The sequence below is a fragment of the Mucilaginibacter paludis DSM 18603 genome, assembly GCF_000166195.2.
Classification (GTDB): Bacteria; Bacteroidota; Bacteroidia; order Sphingobacteriales; family Sphingobacteriaceae; genus Mucilaginibacter; species Mucilaginibacter paludis.
Genome location: NZ_CM001403.1, coordinates 5,204,831 through 5,221,040, shown reverse-complemented (window position 1 = coordinate 5,221,040; position 16,210 = coordinate 5,204,831). Strand labels below are relative to the sequence as shown.

Sequence of the window (16,210 nt, the reverse complement as noted above, 5' to 3'; positions counted from 1 at the left end):
ATTCATAGTAATAGAAACAAAAAATGAGCAAGACATTATTTGATAAGGTGTGGGACACTCACGTAGTACGTAAAATTGAGGGTGGCCCTGATGTGCTTTTTATTGATCGCCATCTTATTCACGAAGTTACAAGCCCTGTAGCCTTTTTAGGCTTAAAAAGCAGGGGTATCAAAGTTTTATACCCGGAGCGTACTTTTGCTACCGCAGATCATAACACGCCAACTATTAACCAGCACCTGCCTGTTGCCGATCCGCTTTCGGCAAACCAGCTTAAGGCGCTCGAGTCAAACTCAAACGAATACGGCATCAGCCACTGGGGCCTGGGCCACCAAAAAAACGGCATCGTTCACGTTGTGGGCCCTGAGTATGGTATTACCCAGCCAGGTGCAACCATTGTTTGCGGCGATTCGCATACCTCAACACACGGTGCTTTTGGTGCTATCGCTTTTGGTATCGGCACATCCGAGGTTGAAATGGTATTATCAACCCAGTGCATTATGCAGCCTAAGCCTAAAAAAATGCGCATTAACGTGAACGGCAAATTAGGCGTAGGCGTTACACCTAAGGATGTGGCCCTGTTTATCATTTCGCAGTTAACTACATCAGGCGCAACAGGTTATTTTGTTGAGTACGCTGGCGATGTTTTTGAAAACATGAGCATGGAAGGCCGCATGACGGTTTGTAACCTGAGTATCGAGATGGGTGCCCGCGGTGGCATGATAGCGCCGGACGAAACCACCATCAATTATGTAAAAGGCCGCGAGTTTAGCCCTAAAGGCGAAGCCTGGGACAGGGCATTAGCTTATTACAAAACTCTAAAAACTGATGCCGACGCTGTTTTTGATAAAGAACTGACTTTTGATGGTTCGGCCATTGAACCGATGATCACCTACGGTACTAACCCGGGTATGGGTATGGGTATCTCGCACGAGATCCCTGATGCTGCTCATGCAGAGGGCGGCGCTGCAACCTACGAAAAATCATTAGGCTATATGGGTTTCCACGAAGGTGAATCGATGATAGGCAAAAAAGTTGATTTTGTTTTTGTGGGCAGCTGTACCAACGGCCGTATTGAAGATTTCAGGGCATTTACCTCGCTGATAAAAGGTAAACACAAGGCCGATGATGTTACCGTTTGGTTAGTACCTGGCTCGCACATTGTTGAAGCCCAAATTAAAGAAGAAGGATTACTCGATATTTTAACCGAAGCCGGCTTTACTTTACGCCAACCCGGTTGCTCTGCTTGTTTAGCCATGAACGACGATAAAATTCCGGCTGGCAAATATTCGGTGAGCACCTCCAACCGTAACTTTGAGGGAAGGCAAGGCCCTGGCTCACGCACCATGCTGGCAAGCCCTTTAGTTGCCGCCGCTGCCGCCGTTACTGGCGTAGTTACCGACCCGAGAACTTTAATTGAAGAATTGGTTTAACAGTCCATGGACCATAGTCCATAGAACGCATTTCATCTTACTATGGACTATGGACCATTAACTATCGACTAACTTAAAAAAAAATAAAATGGCTTACGATAAATTTAATATATTAACCAGCACAGCGGTACCATTGCCCATCGAGAACGTGGATACGGATCAGTTGATACCTGCCCGCTTTTTAAAAGCAACAGAACGTGTTGGTTTTGGTGATAACCTTTTCCGCGATTGGAGATATAATGCGGACAATACCCCTAAAGCAGATTTTGTACTGAACAACCCGCTTTATGGCGGTAAAATATTGGTTGGTGGTAAAAACTTTGGCTCCGGCTCATCGCGCGAGCACGCTGCCTGGGCAGTTTATGATTACGGTTTCCGTTGCGTAGTATCCAGCTTTTTTGCCGATATTTTCAGAAACAACTGCTTAAACGTTGGTGTATTGCCGGTACAGGTAAGCACGGAATTTGCCGACAAGATATTTGCTGCTATCCACGCCAACCCCAAAACCGAATTGGAAGTAAACCTTCCGGAACAAACCATTACCCTTTTAGCCACCGGCGAAAAAGAAACCTTTGATATTAGCCCTTATAAAAAAGATAACATGATTAACGGTTTTGACGATATTGATTATCTGCAAAGCATCAAAGCCGAAATTCAGGAGTTTGCCGCTCACCTTCCTCTCTAACAAAAAAAGGATTTACCATAAGGTGAAAATATTTGCAACATCAGCAAATTGCTTTCGCCTTATGGTTTGCCATTTTAAACCTAAAACCAAGTAAATCCGGCACATGAAAAGAAGGAAAATTGAGATCATGGATACTACGCTGCGCGATGGTGAACAAACATCGGGCGTATCTTTTTCCGTCTCAGAGAAATTAACCATCACCCAGCTCCTGCTGGAAGAACTCCATGCCGATAGGATCGAAATCGCTTCGGCAAGGGTATCAGAAGGCGAGTTTAAGGCAGTAAAAACTATTTTAGCCTGGGCCGAAGCCAATGGCCATGCCGACCGTATCGAGGTGTTATCGTTTGTAGATAATGGCGTATCCATCAACTGGATGGTTGAATCGGGCGTAAGGGTACAAAACCTGCTTACCAAAGGCTCGTTAAATCACTTAACACACCAGCTAAAAAAAACACCCGAACAGCATTTTGCCGAAATAAAACACGTAATTGACCTGGCTGCCAGCAACAACATTGTAACCAATGTTTACCTGGAGGACTGGAGCAACGGCATGCGCAATTCGCCCGGATATGTATTTCAGTTATTGGATTTCCTGACGGGACAAGCCATTAAACGAATTTTACTGCCGGATACGCTGGGCATCCTTACTCCTGCCGAAACCTTTAAGTTTATAACCGAAATTAAAACCAAATATCCGGATACTCATTTTGATTTCCACGCTCATAATGATTACGACCTGGGTACAGCCAACGTTTTAGAAGCCGTAAAGGCCGGCATTGATGGCCTGCACTTAACCGTAAATGGCATGGGTGAGCGGGCCGGGAACGCAGCAATGGCAAGTGTTGTCGCCGTAATTAACGATTTTGCACCTGAGGTAGAAGTACAGATTGCTGAATCGTCTATTTATACGGTAAGCAAATTGGTGGAGACCTTTTCGGGCATCCGCATCCCATCAAACAAACCCATTGTAGGCGATAATGTATTTACCCAAACTGCGGGCATCCATGCCGATGGGGATAATAAAAACAACCTGTATTTTAACGATCTGCTTCCCGAGCGTTTCGGCAGAAAAAGGCAATATGCCCTCGGCAAAACATCGGGCAAAGCCAATATCGAAAAGAATCTTCAGGAACTCGGCTTAAAGCTGAATGATGCCGATCTGAAAAAAGTTACCCAACGCGTTATCGAGTTAGGCGACAAAAAAGAAACGGTAACCAAAGAAGATCTACCCTATATCATTTCGGATGTGCTGGACAGCAGCTTATACGAAGAAAAGGTTGTGGTAGAATCGTACGTGCTGATGAACGCGATGGGTTTACGCCCCTCGGCTACCATTTCGGTAAAGATAGACGGCGAAAAATTTGAGGAGAATGCGCAGGGCGATGGTCAGTTCGACGCTTTTATGAACGCCTTAACTAAGGTGTACAACAAGAAGGGAAGATGCCTGCCTAAACTGATAGACTATGCAGTACGGATAGCGCCCGGTAGTAACTCGGACGCTTTGTGCGAAACCATCATTACATGGGAAACCGACAGGAAGAAATTTACCACACGGGGGCTTGATTCCGACCAAACGGTTTGTGCTATCAAAGCCACCCAAAAAATGCTGAACATTATCTGACAGAACAAACAATACTCAATTATCTTCCGTTGCCTTTTTTGAAGGCTATGGGTTGAGAACAAACATCAAAACATAATTATAACATGAAATTAAATATCGCCCTTTTAGCAGGAGACGGAATTGGGCCTGAAGTAATCGATCAGGCGGTTAAGGTATCAGATGCTGTAGCCAAAAAGTTCAACCACGAAATTGTATGGACATCGGCCTTAACCGGCGCCGCAGCAATTGATGCCGTTGGTGAGCCTTACCCTGACTCCACCCACGAGGTTTGTATGAAAGCCGACGCGGTTTTATTTGGAGCTATCGGTCACCCCCGCTTTGATAACGATCCTAAAGCTACCGTTCGCCCGGAGCAGGGCCTTTTAAAAATGCGTAAAAAGCTGGGCCTGTTTGCCAACGTGCGCCCAACGTTTACTTTCCCTTCGCTGATTGATAACTCGCCTTTAAAACGCGAGCGCATCGAAGGTACCGACCTGATTATTCTGCGGGAGTTAACAGGTGGTATTTATTTTGGCGAAAGAGGCCGCAAAGACAACGGTGACACCGCTTTTGATACTTGTACCTACACCAGGGCCGAAATACAACGCTTAGCAAAGCTGGGCTTTGAAATGGCCATGACGCGGAGCAAAAAACTTTGCTGTGTAGATAAGGCCAACGTGCTTGAAACATCACGCCTGTGGCGCGAAACCGTTCAGGATATGGAGAAGGATTTCCCTGAGGTTACCGTGAGTTATGAATTTGTTGATGCCGTTGCCATGCGCCTGGTGCAGTGGCCAAACAGCTACGATGTATTAATTACCGAAAACCTTTTTGGCGATATCCTTACTGATGAGGCCTCTGTAATTTCGGGTTCAATGGGCCTGATGCCGTCGGCTTCTATCGGTATCCATACTTCATTATTCGAGCCTATCCATGGTTCGTACCCGCAAGCTGCCGGTAAAGATATTGCTAACCCTTTAGCAACGGTATTATCTGCCGCTATGATGTTCGAAGATGCTTTTGGTTTGAAAGAGGAAGCAGAGCTGATCCGTTCCGTTGTGAATAAATCATTGGCAGAAGGCATCGTAACCGAAGACCTTTCCGGAAAAAACAAAGCTTATAAAACAAGCGAAGTTGGCGATTGGCTGGCTAAAAACATATAACTATATTTGCGGTCTGTATAACAGATCAACGTTTTTGTAAGGGTTGCCTGTTAATTGCAGGCAACCCTTATTGGTTTAATACCCCCGAACACAGCTCATGACAGATGCCCAGTTGAACTTTAAAGCCGCATCACAGCGGTTAGCACACGTTGTAAAACATACCCCGCTAACCCGGAATAACAAATTATCTGAAAAATACCAGTGCGATGTATATTTAAAGCGCGAGGACCTGCAAATTGTACGCTCGTATAAACTGCGCGGCGCTTACAACATGATATGCCAGTTAACACAGGAGCAGCTCGATCGCGGTGTGGTTTGCGCCAGTGCGGGTAACCATGCTCAGGGTGTTGCCTTTTCGTGCAGTAACCTGGGTACGCTTGGTGTTATTTTTATGCCCGAAATTACGCCTAACCAAAAGGTTACGCAAACCGAAATGTTTGGTGCCGGCAAAGTGAAGATTATTTTGGTTGGCGATACTTTTGACGATTGCCTTGCCGAAGCCTTAGCCTATACACAAGCCAATAACATGACCTTCATCCCCCCCTTTGACGATTATGCCATTATAGAGGGCCAGGGCACCGTTGGTGTTGAGATATTACAGGATCTGCCGGATACCGACGTTATTATTATGCCGGTAGGTGGTGGCGGCTTATCCGCGGGCGTAGGTAGCTATTTTAAGGCCGAGAAGCCAGATACCCTACTGATAGGTGCCGAACCCGAAGGAGCCCCATCCATGTTAAACGCATTACAGGCCAAAGAACCCATTACCCTTGCCGATATTGACCGCTTTGTTGATGGTGCCGCCGTGAAACGCGTAGGGGCCTTAAACTACCAAATTTGCAGCATGGTTCTGGACGATATGCTGCTGGTACCCGAAGGCAAGGTATGTACTACCATACTGAAACTTTATAACGAGGACGCTATAGTAGCCGAACCTGCGGGGGCGTTATCGGTAGCAGCCCTTGACCTGGTTAAGGATAAAATAAAAGGCAAAAAGGTAGTATGTGTCATCAGTGGTGGCAATAACGATATTGAGCGCATGCAGGAGATCAAAGAGCGCTCACTATTATATGAAGGATTAAAACATTACTTCATCGTCCGCTTTCCGCAACGGCCGGGCGCTTTAAAGTTATTTGTGAACAACGTTTTGGGCCCGCACGATGATATTACCCGCTTTGAGTTTATTAAGAAAACCAACCGCGAAAACGGCCCTGCTTTGGTAGGCATCGAATTAAAATCGGCGGATGATTACCCAGCTTTACTGGCCAGGATGGAAGAGTTCCGTTTTGATGTTAAAGAACTTAACCGCGATCAAACCTTGTTTGAGTATTTGGTGTAATTTAATCACCATAACACTGTCCTCTTGATACTTCATCAGGCTCAGTAGTCGAAGGATGTGCGGCATGGCCCTGTACGATGTGTGTTCGATGAGATAAGACACCTGAGCTCAAGTTAAACTCATATTTAGGGTCTGCTGAAAAACTCGTAGATGCACCCCTAAAATGATTTCGTCATGAAAAAGTTGATTTTTCGACGTTTTTTGTTAAAAATGGCGATGAAATACCCGGTATTTTTGAATTTCCGAACAGCAAATAAATTTAACTAAAATTGAAGTGCACGGGTTTTGAGGGAAAATCGCATAAACCCTTGCACTTCATTCGTCAAATCTTGACACAACTACCTGTATTTCATAATAATTTGAGTTTTTCAGCAGACCCTATTTAACCGGTAGCCTCTGGAAAGTAAAAGAGGATGTGTGCGAGTCACTGTGGTACTTTGCAGGTAAACGCATACAAAGTTACCGGTTGGCGCGCCTACAACATCAATCCGCATCTACATCAATTCCTATTTGTTTAAGCAACAGCGAGGCGTTGAAGGTTTTACACTCGCCATGCTTAATTTTGTAATCAAACAGCATTTCGCCATCCTTCACCTGGATATCAAAATAAAAGTTACGTACATAATCAGGATATTTTTCTTCAAGCAGCGCTATCTGTAAATCATGAGTGGCCACAAGGCCCACTCCCCGCTTGCGTATCAGTTGTTCTATAACCGCTTTTGATCCCTTGTACTTATCAACAGAGTTGGTACCGCGCAGCATCTCGTCAATCAAAAAGTAAACCTTCTCATCACCACCTACGGCACCCAGCAACATTTGCAAGCGGTCCAGCTCGGCCTTAAAGGTAGAGGTGCTCTCGTTCAGCGAATCCTTGATCCGCATATAGCTGATGATGGTCATTACCGAAACCCGCATACTTTTAGCGCATACCGGAGCGCCACACAGCGCCAATATGGTGTTAATGCCCAACGTACGTAAAAAGGTACTTTTGCCGGCCATGTTTGATCCGGTTATAATATCTATTTTGAGCGTGTCGTTCAGCTCATAATCGTTTTCAACCCGCGTCAGGCTATTAATCAGGGGGTGGGCAATACCTGCCGCCGTTAAAGTGTAGCCATCGCCATCCGCAATCTCGGGAAAACACCAGTCAGGATAATTAATGTACAATCCTGCAATACTTAGCAGAGCCTCAAATTCGGCTACTGCTTCAAAAGCATCTTCCAGGCTCTGCTGGTTGTTGCGCTTCCATATTTCAATGGCAATTACCTGCTTAACGCTCCAAAGTAAAAACATGTTGAACAAAGCGCCCAATACCATATTTAAACGGATGTTAAGCTTATTGATGAGTTTAGAAAGCGTTTTGATGTTTGCCGATACAGAGCCGTTCTGTTTACTCTTCAACCGTTCTGCAATAGCATTGCAATGTTCGGATTCAAAATTCTCGTTCTCAATCATGCTGAAAATCAACGCGTAGTTGCCCAGCACCTTCCCCATTTTACCAGCCACCAAATCTGCCTTTTCAATATATTCACCCTTTGATGAAGTGATCCGGTTGTTAATTAAGGCTATCAGCACGATTAAAAAGCCCGTGTTGTGATAAAAAACCGTGGCCACAATGCTTGCTAACAGTAACCAGGGGGCAATTTTTGCGTAGCTAATCAACCACTTCTCGCCAGGGATAGCAGTTGCAATACGCAGATAGGCAAAAAGTTGTTTTAACTGGTTCTTTTCCTGCTTAACAGCAAATAAAATAGAAGCCTGGAAATCCATTTTCCAATCCAGTTTACTACCCAGTTCTTGAACGGATTGCTGCCTTTTTAAAATAAGCTCCTTAACAGACGGAACATTTAACCAGGTGGCAAGTTTTTCATTCCCTAAGGGAGTAGCAGCCCGGTTAACTAACTGAAACAAGGATGACTGCCCAAAAATGTCCAGATCTGAAGTATAATAATGCTTTTCGTTATAGTACTCCTGCCCGTTATCATATATATTAGAACGGGTAAGCATGTTGGCAATTTCGTTTTCGTTAACAGTTTGAAGATTTTGGAAAAATGTTTTCTCAACCTCGTACTTACTTTGCTTTGATACCAGCCAACCAAATAAAACGATAAATAAAAAGGTTGATACCTCCAGCAAAATATATTGATTATCAATGGCGCACAATACTACCACCAGCACAAAAAGCAAAAAAGCGCCAAGCCTTGACAGCGAGTAGGTATTAACCAACTTTTTGTAATAATTAACTTTTTGCTGCGCGGCAATTATTCGTTTCTCGTAATCCTTAATGATATTTGGGTTCATACTGATATTCTCCATCACAAATTAAAGTGAAATTGAGCGCTTATCCTCAAATATTCGTTCTTTTGTTTTAATGAAGATCACTTTGCTCAGCGTTGGTAAAACTGAAGACGCCTACCTGAAAGACGGAATAGATAAATATTTAAAACGCCTTAAACATTACATTAAGTTTGAAACAATAGAGCTGCCCGAACTTAAAAATACCAAGGCGCTAAGCCAGGAACAGCAAAAGGCTAAAGAAGCCGAAATGCTATTGAAGAATATCAACACAACCGACTATGTGATACTACTGGACGAGGGCGGCGCACAGCTCACATCGGTACAATTTGCCGATCTGCTGAATAAAAAAATGATCTCATCGGTAAATAACCTGGTATTTATCATCGGTGGCCCTTACGGTTTCGACGAGAGCGTTTACAAGCGCGCCAACGATAAGCTTTCCCTTTCGCGCATGACATTTTCGCATCAAATGGTGCGGCTGTTTTTTGTTGAACAGGTTTACCGCGCCTATACAATTTTAAAGGGCGAACCCTACCATCATCAGTAAACCAAGTTTGGGCGATAATCCGGCTTACTTTCTACTTACGTAGTCTAACAAATTAGCAGATACAACACCGTAGTCACCAATCCCATCGCCAACTTTTAATACCAGTTTAATACAGAAACCACTATCTTTGAGGTATGTCAGGTCACGATCATCATCACAGCCACGCCGGTCATCATCACCAGGATCATGCACCTAAAATAGATCATATCAATACCGCCTTTGTTTTAGGGATCATCCTTAATTCAGCTTTCGTTTTGATCGAAATTATTACCGGTTTAATCAGCGGATCGTTATCGTTATTAACCGATGCGGGGCACAACCTGAGCGACGTGGCAAGCCTGGCCTTAGCTTTACTGGCATTTAAGCTAACCAAAGCGGGATCAAACAAAAAATATACTTACGGCTATAAACGTTCAACCATCATTGTATCGCTATTAAATGCTTTCATCCTGATAGCCGGTATAGCTGTAATTGTTTATGAGGCTATTCTCCGGTTTATCCACCCGGTTACCGACATACCTGGAGCTACCATAGCCTGGGTAGCCTTTGTAGGCATAGGTGTTAACGCCTTTACTGCCTGGCTATTTACCCGTGATAAAGGGAAAGATAAGGATTTGAACGTGAAAGGCGCTTATCTGCACATGGCCATTGATGCCATTGTATCGTTAGGGGTAGTGATATCTGGCGTGGTAATGTATTTTACGCACCTTTACTGGATAGATAGCGTGGTGAGTATAATTATAGCCGTTGTAATATTGGGCGGCACCTGGAACTTGCTTAAAGACAGCCTGAGGTTAGCCTTAGATGGTGTACCTAAAGATCTGAGCCTCGAAAAAGTAAAAACCGAATTGCTTAAAGTAAAAGGCGTAGTAGATATACACCACATGCACGTTTGGGCCCTGAGCACAACCGAAAATGCCCTAACCGCCCACCTGGTAGTAAAAGAAGCCGACATGCCCTTGTTTGACGATATTAAACACGAGTTAAGGCATAAACTTGAGCACCTGGAAATAAGCCACAGTACTTTTGAGCCGGAGTTTAGCGACCAGAAATGCGAGCAGGTTAACTGCGGGTGATATTTTTAAGCGCAAAACCAACAATTTGAGCCCTACATAGTTGTATTTAAAACCACCAACTATGAAATCCCTGGAAGAATGTATAGAGGCTTGCCTCGCTTGTTTAAAAGCTTGTGAAATATGCGCTACTAAATGCATTGAGATGGGCGACAATGATCTGGCAGATTGCATTAAGAATTGCCGTGATTGTGCTGATATTTGTAACCTCTGCCTTAAATGGCTTAGCCGCCAATCGGCTTTTTCGGAAGATTTATGTGCCCTTTGTGCCCGGATATGTGAAGCCTGCGCCCAGGAATGTGATAAACACGCAGATATGCACGAGCATTGCCGCCGTTGCGCCGAAGCTTGCAGGCGCTGTGTAAAAACCTGTCAGAAATAAAAGAAGAAGGCTGAATTATTCAGCTTTCTTCTTTTTAGGCGCTTTAGCTTTGGGTTTTTCCTCAGTAACCGCAGCTACAGGTTCTGCTTCCTTCACCTCGGTTGCAACCGGCGCAGCTGGTTCTTCAGCCTTCACTTCGGTTACTTCCTCTGCCAATGGTGCGGCCTGAGCAGGTTCTTCGTTAAACAAAGGCATATCCTTTAAAATATGGAACCAGCCTACAATCTTTTTCATGTCCGATGCGTAAACCTTCTCCTCATCGTGATCTGGCGCAACTTCCCTAAAAAACTGGCGAAGTTTATTACCGTCGGTTTTGGTATCAGGCACGTTCGAGGCAGCTTTCATTCTTTTAAAAACATCCTTCAGCAGGATATCCTCGTCAACACTAAAAATAGTGATCTCATCCAGGGCAGCCAGCTTGGCGGTAGATAAGTTGGCAATCAATTTTATTTTCTGCGCATCGAGGCTCTCTAAAATAAAACCGGTTTTATTTTGAGTCAGGGCCTTCCATAATCCAGGCTTGCCTGATACTGCTACAATTCCGTGTAAATTCATGTGTTTTTGTTGGGCGTAGAGCAAAATTAAGGCGCAAAACAGCATATCGTCCTGCGCCTTAAAATGCTTATTTAATCTTCAATAATCTCTATGGTGGTAATTTTATCTCCCTGGCGGATGTCGTCAACAACGTCAACATTTTCAACAACCTTACCAAAGCAGGTATGGTTTCTGTCTAAATGCGCAGTGTTAGCACGGCTATGGCAGATAAAAAATTGCGAACCGCCTGTATTACGACCAGCATGAGCCATTGATAACACACCACGGTCGTGGTATTGGTTTTCGCCAGTTAATTCGCAATCGATAGTATAACCGGGGCCACCGCTACCTGCACGGTAAGCAGTTTCTGGTGATTTGGAGAAAGGGCATCCGCCTTGCACCATAAAATTAGGGATCACACGGTGAAATGCAATACCATCATAAAAGCCTTCTTTAGCTAATTTTTTAAAATTGGCAACAGCTTTAGGAGCATCATTCTCGTAGAATTCTACGGTCATGTTGCCCTTTTCAGTTTTAATTATCGCTTTACTCATTTGTTCTAAAATTCTGAGGTGCAAAGTTAGTAAAAGAAAGCGGAAAGCAGAAGGCCGGGCAAATGGCTGTGAACATAGGCTCGGATTAAAATCCCACTCTTGATAGACGGGGTGGAGAATGCGTTTGTAAGGACGTGTTTTTAGCGCACTAAATACGTTTTCAAAGCCCTTTAATGTTGCTAATGGGCACAATTTAGTTGTGTAGAATACTCCTCGCATAGAACACACCCCTCCGCCCCTCTCAAGAGGGGAATCGCACTGGCTGCCGCTTGTTTTTTTTTGTATACAATTGATAATGAGTACATTTTCTTAACTCCCCTCTCGAGAGCAGGGCTGTTGCATTCTAAGTGAGTAATTGTTTCAATCTGCCGATGTCATTGCAAACGAGTCTTTGTGCTTGTGCTATATTTTGAAAGCCATGAGCTCTGAAAACGTTAATAGCGATGTTTCTAAACACCGATATATTTTCTGGTGCATGAGAAGTTCTAATGCGGGAGGCATCCTCTTTAAACGTGACATCCTTTACCCAATGTAGCTTATTCTCTATCCCCCAATGACTTCTGATTCCATAGCATAACAATTGTGCATTTTCCCTCACACTGCTGATATAGAATGCGCAATCCTCACTGATCTTATTTTTGTCTTTTACCCAACGCTCTACCTTGATTACCTGACTGGCGCCTATCCAGGCTTTACTGATTTCTTCTGGCGCCGGGCATATACATACCGATCTGCGCTCTGTACGTCCTTTATTTTTCTCCAATTCAACGAACTTGCTGCAAACCTTTGCTGTATCCGATGTCAGCGCCGCTATTTTTTCATAAAGGCCCTTTTGATTCTTTTTTACGCCTATCATATAATCATTATTCGTACCTATTATCAGCTCAACTGTTTTTTTTGGCAATGTAAGGCGTCAAGCGTAAACGTTACCCCTTCCAATCCCAGTTCAGCAATAAGCTTGCGTACCACCGGAATTTCACTTTCCTTTGAATTGTCTACAAGACCCTGGGCTAATACTTGACCACGGCTCCCATTATAGATACTCACCAAATTTACAAATCGCTGTTTTTCAAGCGCATAATCACTCATTGTCCCTTTGATCGCTTTGCCATCTATATTCATCCATTCATTTTTATTGATTTCTGTATACTGACTGGCCCATTGATAAAAAACTTCGCTTAAACTTTCAAAATCTAAATTCTGCAGTACACGCCTCACGGTATAAAACGTAGGCAAACGGGATTTTTTCGGAGTGAAATAAGTCAAAAGATCTTTTTGATTACGCTTTATAAAATCACCCAGAGCACGATAGCCGTAATAACCACTCATCGTCCCCATCACAAATAATAACAAAATAAACGTTTGGTCATGCCGCTGACCAGCCTTTCTACGCACGTCTGGCAACTTCTGCAAATAGGTTATGATGCCCTTGTCCATACTCTTTTTTCTGCAAATTTAAATCCTTCTTCTTTTAAATGCAACAGCCCTGCTCTCGAGAGGGGGCGGGTTTGGAAGTGCGGCTGCAGGGGGTGTGTCTCACCGCGCGACGAATTACGCCCCCTATGTTAACTGTTTAAACCCTTCATCCCCTGAGAGAGGAATGGCCTTTCCCCAGCCTAAACGTTTGATAACACCATGCACTAAAATAAAAACTATCACATTTAATTGTTATTCAATTACAAACGAGCTTTCTCTTTCTCCATCCCTCAAATAAATCATCAATTAATCGCTATTTTTGAAAATGATCGTCTTTCAAAAACATCTTTTAGCTTCCTGCTTCTGCCTTTTTGCTTTGAGCTTTTTGCCTTTGTTCACGCGGGCATCATCCCTCCTGCTGCCGATGGACGAGTCACAAAAGGATCACCTGAAATCGTACGGAATAGCATTCTGGACCCTAAAAAACGGCGAAGAGGTTGATTGGCTGCTCAATTACCGTGGCGGCAGTTTCATGATGAAGTACGACCAAAAAATTGAGAACGAATGCAAGATTCGTGGCGTAAGTTACGAGGTGGTGCCCGATGCCAGGGTAGCCGCCATTATTACCGAGGTTACGGACCCTTCGGTTAATATGGACGTAGTTAGGTTGTTAAAGGCTCCTAAAATGGCCGTTTACTCGCCTAAAAGTAAATTACCCTGGGATGATGCCGTAACACTGGTTTTAAAATATGCCGAGATACCTTATGATGTGATTTATGATGAGGAAGTAATTAATGGCGTACTACCTAAATACGATTGGCTGCACCTGCACCACGAGGATTTTACGGGCCAGTACAGCAAATTTTACCAAACCTACCGGCTGTACCCATGGTACACCGAGGATGTGAATGCCCAGGAAGCGATGGCGCATAAACTGGGATTTAAAAAGGTATCGAAAATGAAACTGGCTGTAGCCCAAAAGATCCGTGATTTTTGCGCCGGGGGCGGATTTTTATTTGCCATGTGCAGCGGTACTGATACCTTTGACATAGCCCTGGCGGCGGCCAATACCGATATTTGTGAGAGTATGTTTGATGGCGACGGCGTAGAGCCCGGCGCGCAATCCAAGCTGGACTTCAGCCAAACCTTCGCCTTTCAGAAATTCACTTTGGATATGAACCCGATGTCGCACTCGTTCAGCAATATCGATGTAACCTTGAGCAGGCAGGTTGAACAAACGCGCGACTTTTTTACGCTGTTTGATTTTTCGGCCAAGTGGGATGTGGTACCCAGCATGCTCACCCAGGACCACGATAAGGTAATTAAAGGCTTTATGGGCTTAACCACAGCCTTCCGCGAGAGCCTGATCAAACCGGGGGTTACCATTATGGGCGAAGCCAAAACTTTGAACGAGGCCCGCTACATCCATGGCGAATACGGCAAAGGCCAATGGACATTTTATGGCGGCCACGACCCCGAAGATTACCAGCACAAGGTTGGCGACCCGCCTACCGACCTGAGCCTGCACCCCAACTCGCCTGGATACCGGCTGATATTGAATAACGTATTATTCCCGGCTGCCAAAAAGAAGAAACAGAAAACGTAGGCCCCCCAGCCCCCTGAAGGCATAGCCGTCAATTTAAGTAGCTGTACTCATATATTGTTGATTTTCAGTTATTTAATTTTTAGGCGCGGTTTGCCCGCATGGGCAAACCTATGTATTTTTACTCTCATATTTTTCGTTTTTTAAGGCGGGGAGGTTTAGATGACCCCGCCTTTCTTATTTTTGTTTAACTATCTAAATATAGTATTTAAATATCTAATAATCAAATACTTATTACAATTTCTTCTATTTTTAACCTATGTTTTCTGTGCTCTTTTGAAAGGTGCTTTAAGTTTAATTTCTCCAACAGAGCTAACCACTTTGAGCATATCCCTAAAAGCTGCGCTCGCAATTCTTCTTTCGTAGAAGCGATTAGTCGATGCACCTTTAAAACACTAATTTGACCTATCTTACCGATAGCCATGCATATTTTCCAACTCAAAACTGCCCAGATCAACTTACTGTATAATATACTGGTTATACGATCCGAACTTCCTTTGGGGAACGTGTGTATCTTTAAAAACGACTTCCATGCTTTAAAAACCAATTCTATCTGCCATCGCAGGTGATATAACTTTTGGATCAATTCAGCGCTATATTTTTCGCTCACCAGGTTGGTAACAATAAAGTTAAACCCTGCCCGCTCTTTGAATCCCTTACTGGTGGTACTGCCTTTCTTTTTATTGTACTTTTCAGTATTGGCTATCCGCCTTGCCTTGAGCTCTTCACTTACCGGTTCTATTATTATCCTTACCGGCATCTTATCAGCTCCGATATATACCTGTTGATCAAATACGCCGGTTATGCCTTGTAGTTTCGACAACTCTAACTTTTGGTATTGGTCGTCCTTTAATAGATAAATCGTTGTTTTCGGACATAATTTATTAATAAAGAAAGCTTTGACTTTGTTAATATTGTTCATATAACTCAAGTGAGTGTAACCCAGATCTCTCATATATAATACCCCCGGCTGAATTGATGCCTTGTCCAGATGACTCTCACCCTGGTCATTTGCGTTGGCCGGAGTTACTTTGATATCGCTTTTACCACTTTTGATTTCAAATTCAAATTGTACAGATGCTCCCGCTTTCATCCCACTTCCTTTTGTTCCGGGGAATGTCTCTGCAATAACTTCCGGCAACGCGAAACGGGTAGAATCTTTGATACGGATCTCCAAGCCCTGTGTTTGCTCTTGCGGTAACTCAACTGCTATTAATTGCTCAAAAACGGCTTGTACAAACTTTGTCATATTGCTGTGATGTCTTTGATGCAATGCCTGCTTCGAAATATCAAGCCCATCCCTCCGCATTAACTGCATACTCATGCCGTTAAACGATTGATCTCCATCAAATAACGCCATATCCAATAGTTCCTTGCCTCCCACTTTTCGTTTGCGTTGTATAGCCTCTGTTTTACGGGCCAGGCCATCTAACACCGTTGGTTCAAATAGTTCCGAACTCATTCGCTCGAATAATGACTGCAATTTTGCAGTTCCGATTCTTGCTCTAAAAAAATTTTATCCCTTTTTTTTCTAAAGTTGACGGCTATGCCCCTGAAGGGGGAGTTTTAATTTGCAAATTCAAGGG

General features: G+C 43.9%; 13 protein-coding genes and 1 pseudogene. 9 read left to right on the top strand and 5 right to left on the bottom strand.

The annotated features are described in order from the left end of the window. The first annotated feature begins 23 nt into the window (after positions 1 to 23). From leuC to ilvA, 5 genes are all read left to right on the top strand, one after another. Positions 24 to 1,430, top strand: a complete 1,407-nt coding sequence (gene leuC / locus MUCPA_RS22110; protein WP_008509432.1) for a 3-isopropylmalate dehydratase large subunit — start codon at positions 24 to 26, stop codon at positions 1,428 to 1,430. Between the two features lie 88 nt (positions 1,431 to 1,518). After that, positions 1,519 to 2,115 carry a 3-isopropylmalate dehydratase small subunit gene (gene leuD, locus MUCPA_RS22105; RefSeq protein WP_008509431.1) on the top strand — a complete coding sequence of 199 codons (597 nt, stop codon included), beginning with the start codon at positions 1,519 to 1,521 and terminating at the stop codon, positions 2,113 to 2,115. 103 nt (positions 2,116 to 2,218) lie between these two features. Next, entirely contained in the window at positions 2,219 to 3,736 is a 1,518-nt protein-coding gene (locus MUCPA_RS22100; RefSeq protein ID WP_008509430.1) for an alpha-isopropylmalate synthase regulatory domain-containing protein, read from the top strand. An 83-nt stretch (positions 3,737 to 3,819) separates the two neighbouring features. After that, complete coding sequence (leuB, locus tag MUCPA_RS22095; protein ID WP_008509429.1) at positions 3,820 to 4,878, top strand: 3-isopropylmalate dehydrogenase; 1,059 nt, start codon at positions 3,820 to 3,822, stop codon at positions 4,876 to 4,878. A 97-nt stretch (positions 4,879 to 4,975) separates the two neighbouring features. Beyond that, complete coding sequence (ilvA, locus tag MUCPA_RS22090; RefSeq protein ID WP_008509428.1) at positions 4,976 to 6,217, top strand: threonine ammonia-lyase IlvA; 1,242 nt, start codon at positions 4,976 to 4,978, stop codon at positions 6,215 to 6,217. Positions 6,218 to 6,700: 483 nt separating this feature from the next. On the opposite strand, the gene MUCPA_RS22085 is transcribed toward ilvA, so the two are convergent. Next, entirely contained in the window at positions 6,701 to 8,533 is a 1,833-nt protein-coding gene (locus tag MUCPA_RS22085; RefSeq protein WP_008509427.1) for a MutS-related protein, read from the bottom strand. A 55-nt stretch (positions 8,534 to 8,588) separates the two neighbouring features. On the opposite strand from MUCPA_RS22085, the gene rlmH reads away from it, so the two are divergent. The 3 genes from rlmH to MUCPA_RS22070 all read left to right on the top strand — a co-directional run bounded on the left by rlmH (position 8,589) and on the right by MUCPA_RS22070 (position 10,517). Then, the gene (gene rlmH, locus MUCPA_RS22080) at positions 8,589 to 9,062 is read left to right on the top strand and encodes a 23S rRNA (pseudouridine(1915)-N(3))-methyltransferase RlmH (RefSeq protein ID WP_008509426.1); all 474 of its coding nucleotides are present in this window, start codon (positions 8,589 to 8,591) and stop codon (positions 9,060 to 9,062) included. Positions 9,063 to 9,196: 134 nt separating this feature from the next. Beyond that, positions 9,197 to 10,138, top strand: a complete 942-nt coding sequence (locus MUCPA_RS22075) for a cation diffusion facilitator family transporter (protein WP_008509425.1) — start codon at positions 9,197 to 9,199, stop codon at positions 10,136 to 10,138. 61 nt (positions 10,139 to 10,199) lie between these two features. Next, complete coding sequence (locus MUCPA_RS22070; protein ID WP_083839369.1) at positions 10,200 to 10,517, top strand: four-helix bundle copper-binding protein; 318 nt, start codon at positions 10,200 to 10,202, stop codon at positions 10,515 to 10,517. 15 nt (positions 10,518 to 10,532) lie between these two features. Here MUCPA_RS22070 and MUCPA_RS22065 read toward each other — a convergent pair whose 3' ends face one another. From MUCPA_RS22065 to MUCPA_RS38320, 3 genes and pseudogenes are all read right to left on the bottom strand, one after another. Beyond that, positions 10,533 to 11,072: a DUF5606 family protein gene (locus MUCPA_RS22065; RefSeq protein ID WP_040626266.1), complete on the bottom strand. Its 540-nt coding sequence runs from the start codon at positions 11,070 to 11,072 to the stop codon at positions 10,533 to 10,535. 71 nt (positions 11,073 to 11,143) lie between these two features. After that, the gene (locus MUCPA_RS22060; RefSeq protein ID WP_008509423.1) at positions 11,144 to 11,605 is read right to left on the bottom strand and encodes a peptidylprolyl isomerase; all 462 of its coding nucleotides are present in this window, start codon (positions 11,603 to 11,605) and stop codon (positions 11,144 to 11,146) included. 343 nt (positions 11,606 to 11,948) lie between these two features. After that, positions 11,949 to 13,042: pseudogene (locus tag MUCPA_RS38320) on the bottom strand (ISAs1 family transposase). A 403-nt stretch (positions 13,043 to 13,445) separates the two neighbouring features. Here MUCPA_RS38320 and MUCPA_RS22045 point away from each other — a divergent pair. After that, positions 13,446 to 14,627: a hypothetical protein gene (locus MUCPA_RS22045; protein WP_040626264.1), complete on the top strand. Its 1,182-nt coding sequence runs from the start codon at positions 13,446 to 13,448 to the stop codon at positions 14,625 to 14,627. A gap of 220 nt (positions 14,628 to 14,847) precedes the next feature. Here the strand turns inward: MUCPA_RS22045 and MUCPA_RS22040 are convergent, their stop codons facing one another. Further along, positions 14,848 to 16,086: an IS4 family transposase gene (locus MUCPA_RS22040; protein WP_008503844.1), complete on the bottom strand. Its 1,239-nt coding sequence runs from the start codon at positions 16,084 to 16,086 to the stop codon at positions 14,848 to 14,850. Positions 16,087 to 16,210: the final 124 nt, after the last annotated feature.

Coding starts and splice junctions, on each gene's coding strand:
- leuC (WP_008509432.1), top strand. CDS start 24: ATGAGCAAGACATTATTTGATAAGGTGTGGGACACTCACGTAGTACGT.
- leuD (WP_008509431.1), top strand. CDS start 1,519: ATGGCTTACGATAAATTTAATATATTAACCAGCACAGCGGTACCATTG.
- MUCPA_RS22100 (WP_008509430.1), top strand. CDS start 2,219: ATGAAAAGAAGGAAAATTGAGATCATGGATACTACGCTGCGCGATGGT.
- leuB (WP_008509429.1), top strand. CDS start 3,820: ATGAAATTAAATATCGCCCTTTTAGCAGGAGACGGAATTGGGCCTGAA.
- ilvA (WP_008509428.1), top strand. CDS start 4,976: ATGACAGATGCCCAGTTGAACTTTAAAGCCGCATCACAGCGGTTAGCA.
- MUCPA_RS22085 (WP_008509427.1), bottom strand. CDS start 8,533: ATGGAGAATATCAGTATGAACCCAAATATCATTAAGGATTACGAGAAA.
- rlmH (WP_008509426.1), top strand. CDS start 8,589: ATGAAGATCACTTTGCTCAGCGTTGGTAAAACTGAAGACGCCTACCTG.
- MUCPA_RS22075 (WP_008509425.1), top strand. CDS start 9,197: ATGTCAGGTCACGATCATCATCACAGCCACGCCGGTCATCATCACCAG.
- MUCPA_RS22070 (WP_083839369.1), top strand. CDS start 10,200: ATGAAATCCCTGGAAGAATGTATAGAGGCTTGCCTCGCTTGTTTAAAA.
- MUCPA_RS22065 (WP_040626266.1), bottom strand. CDS start 11,072: ATGAATTTACACGGAATTGTAGCAGTATCAGGCAAGCCTGGATTATGG.
- MUCPA_RS22060 (WP_008509423.1), bottom strand. CDS start 11,605: ATGAGTAAAGCGATAATTAAAACTGAAAAGGGCAACATGACCGTAGAA.
- MUCPA_RS22045 (WP_040626264.1), top strand. CDS start 13,446: ATGGACGAGTCACAAAAGGATCACCTGAAATCGTACGGAATAGCATTC.
- MUCPA_RS22040 (WP_008503844.1), bottom strand. CDS start 16,086: ATGAGTTCGGAACTATTTGAACCAACGGTGTTAGATGGCCTGGCCCGT.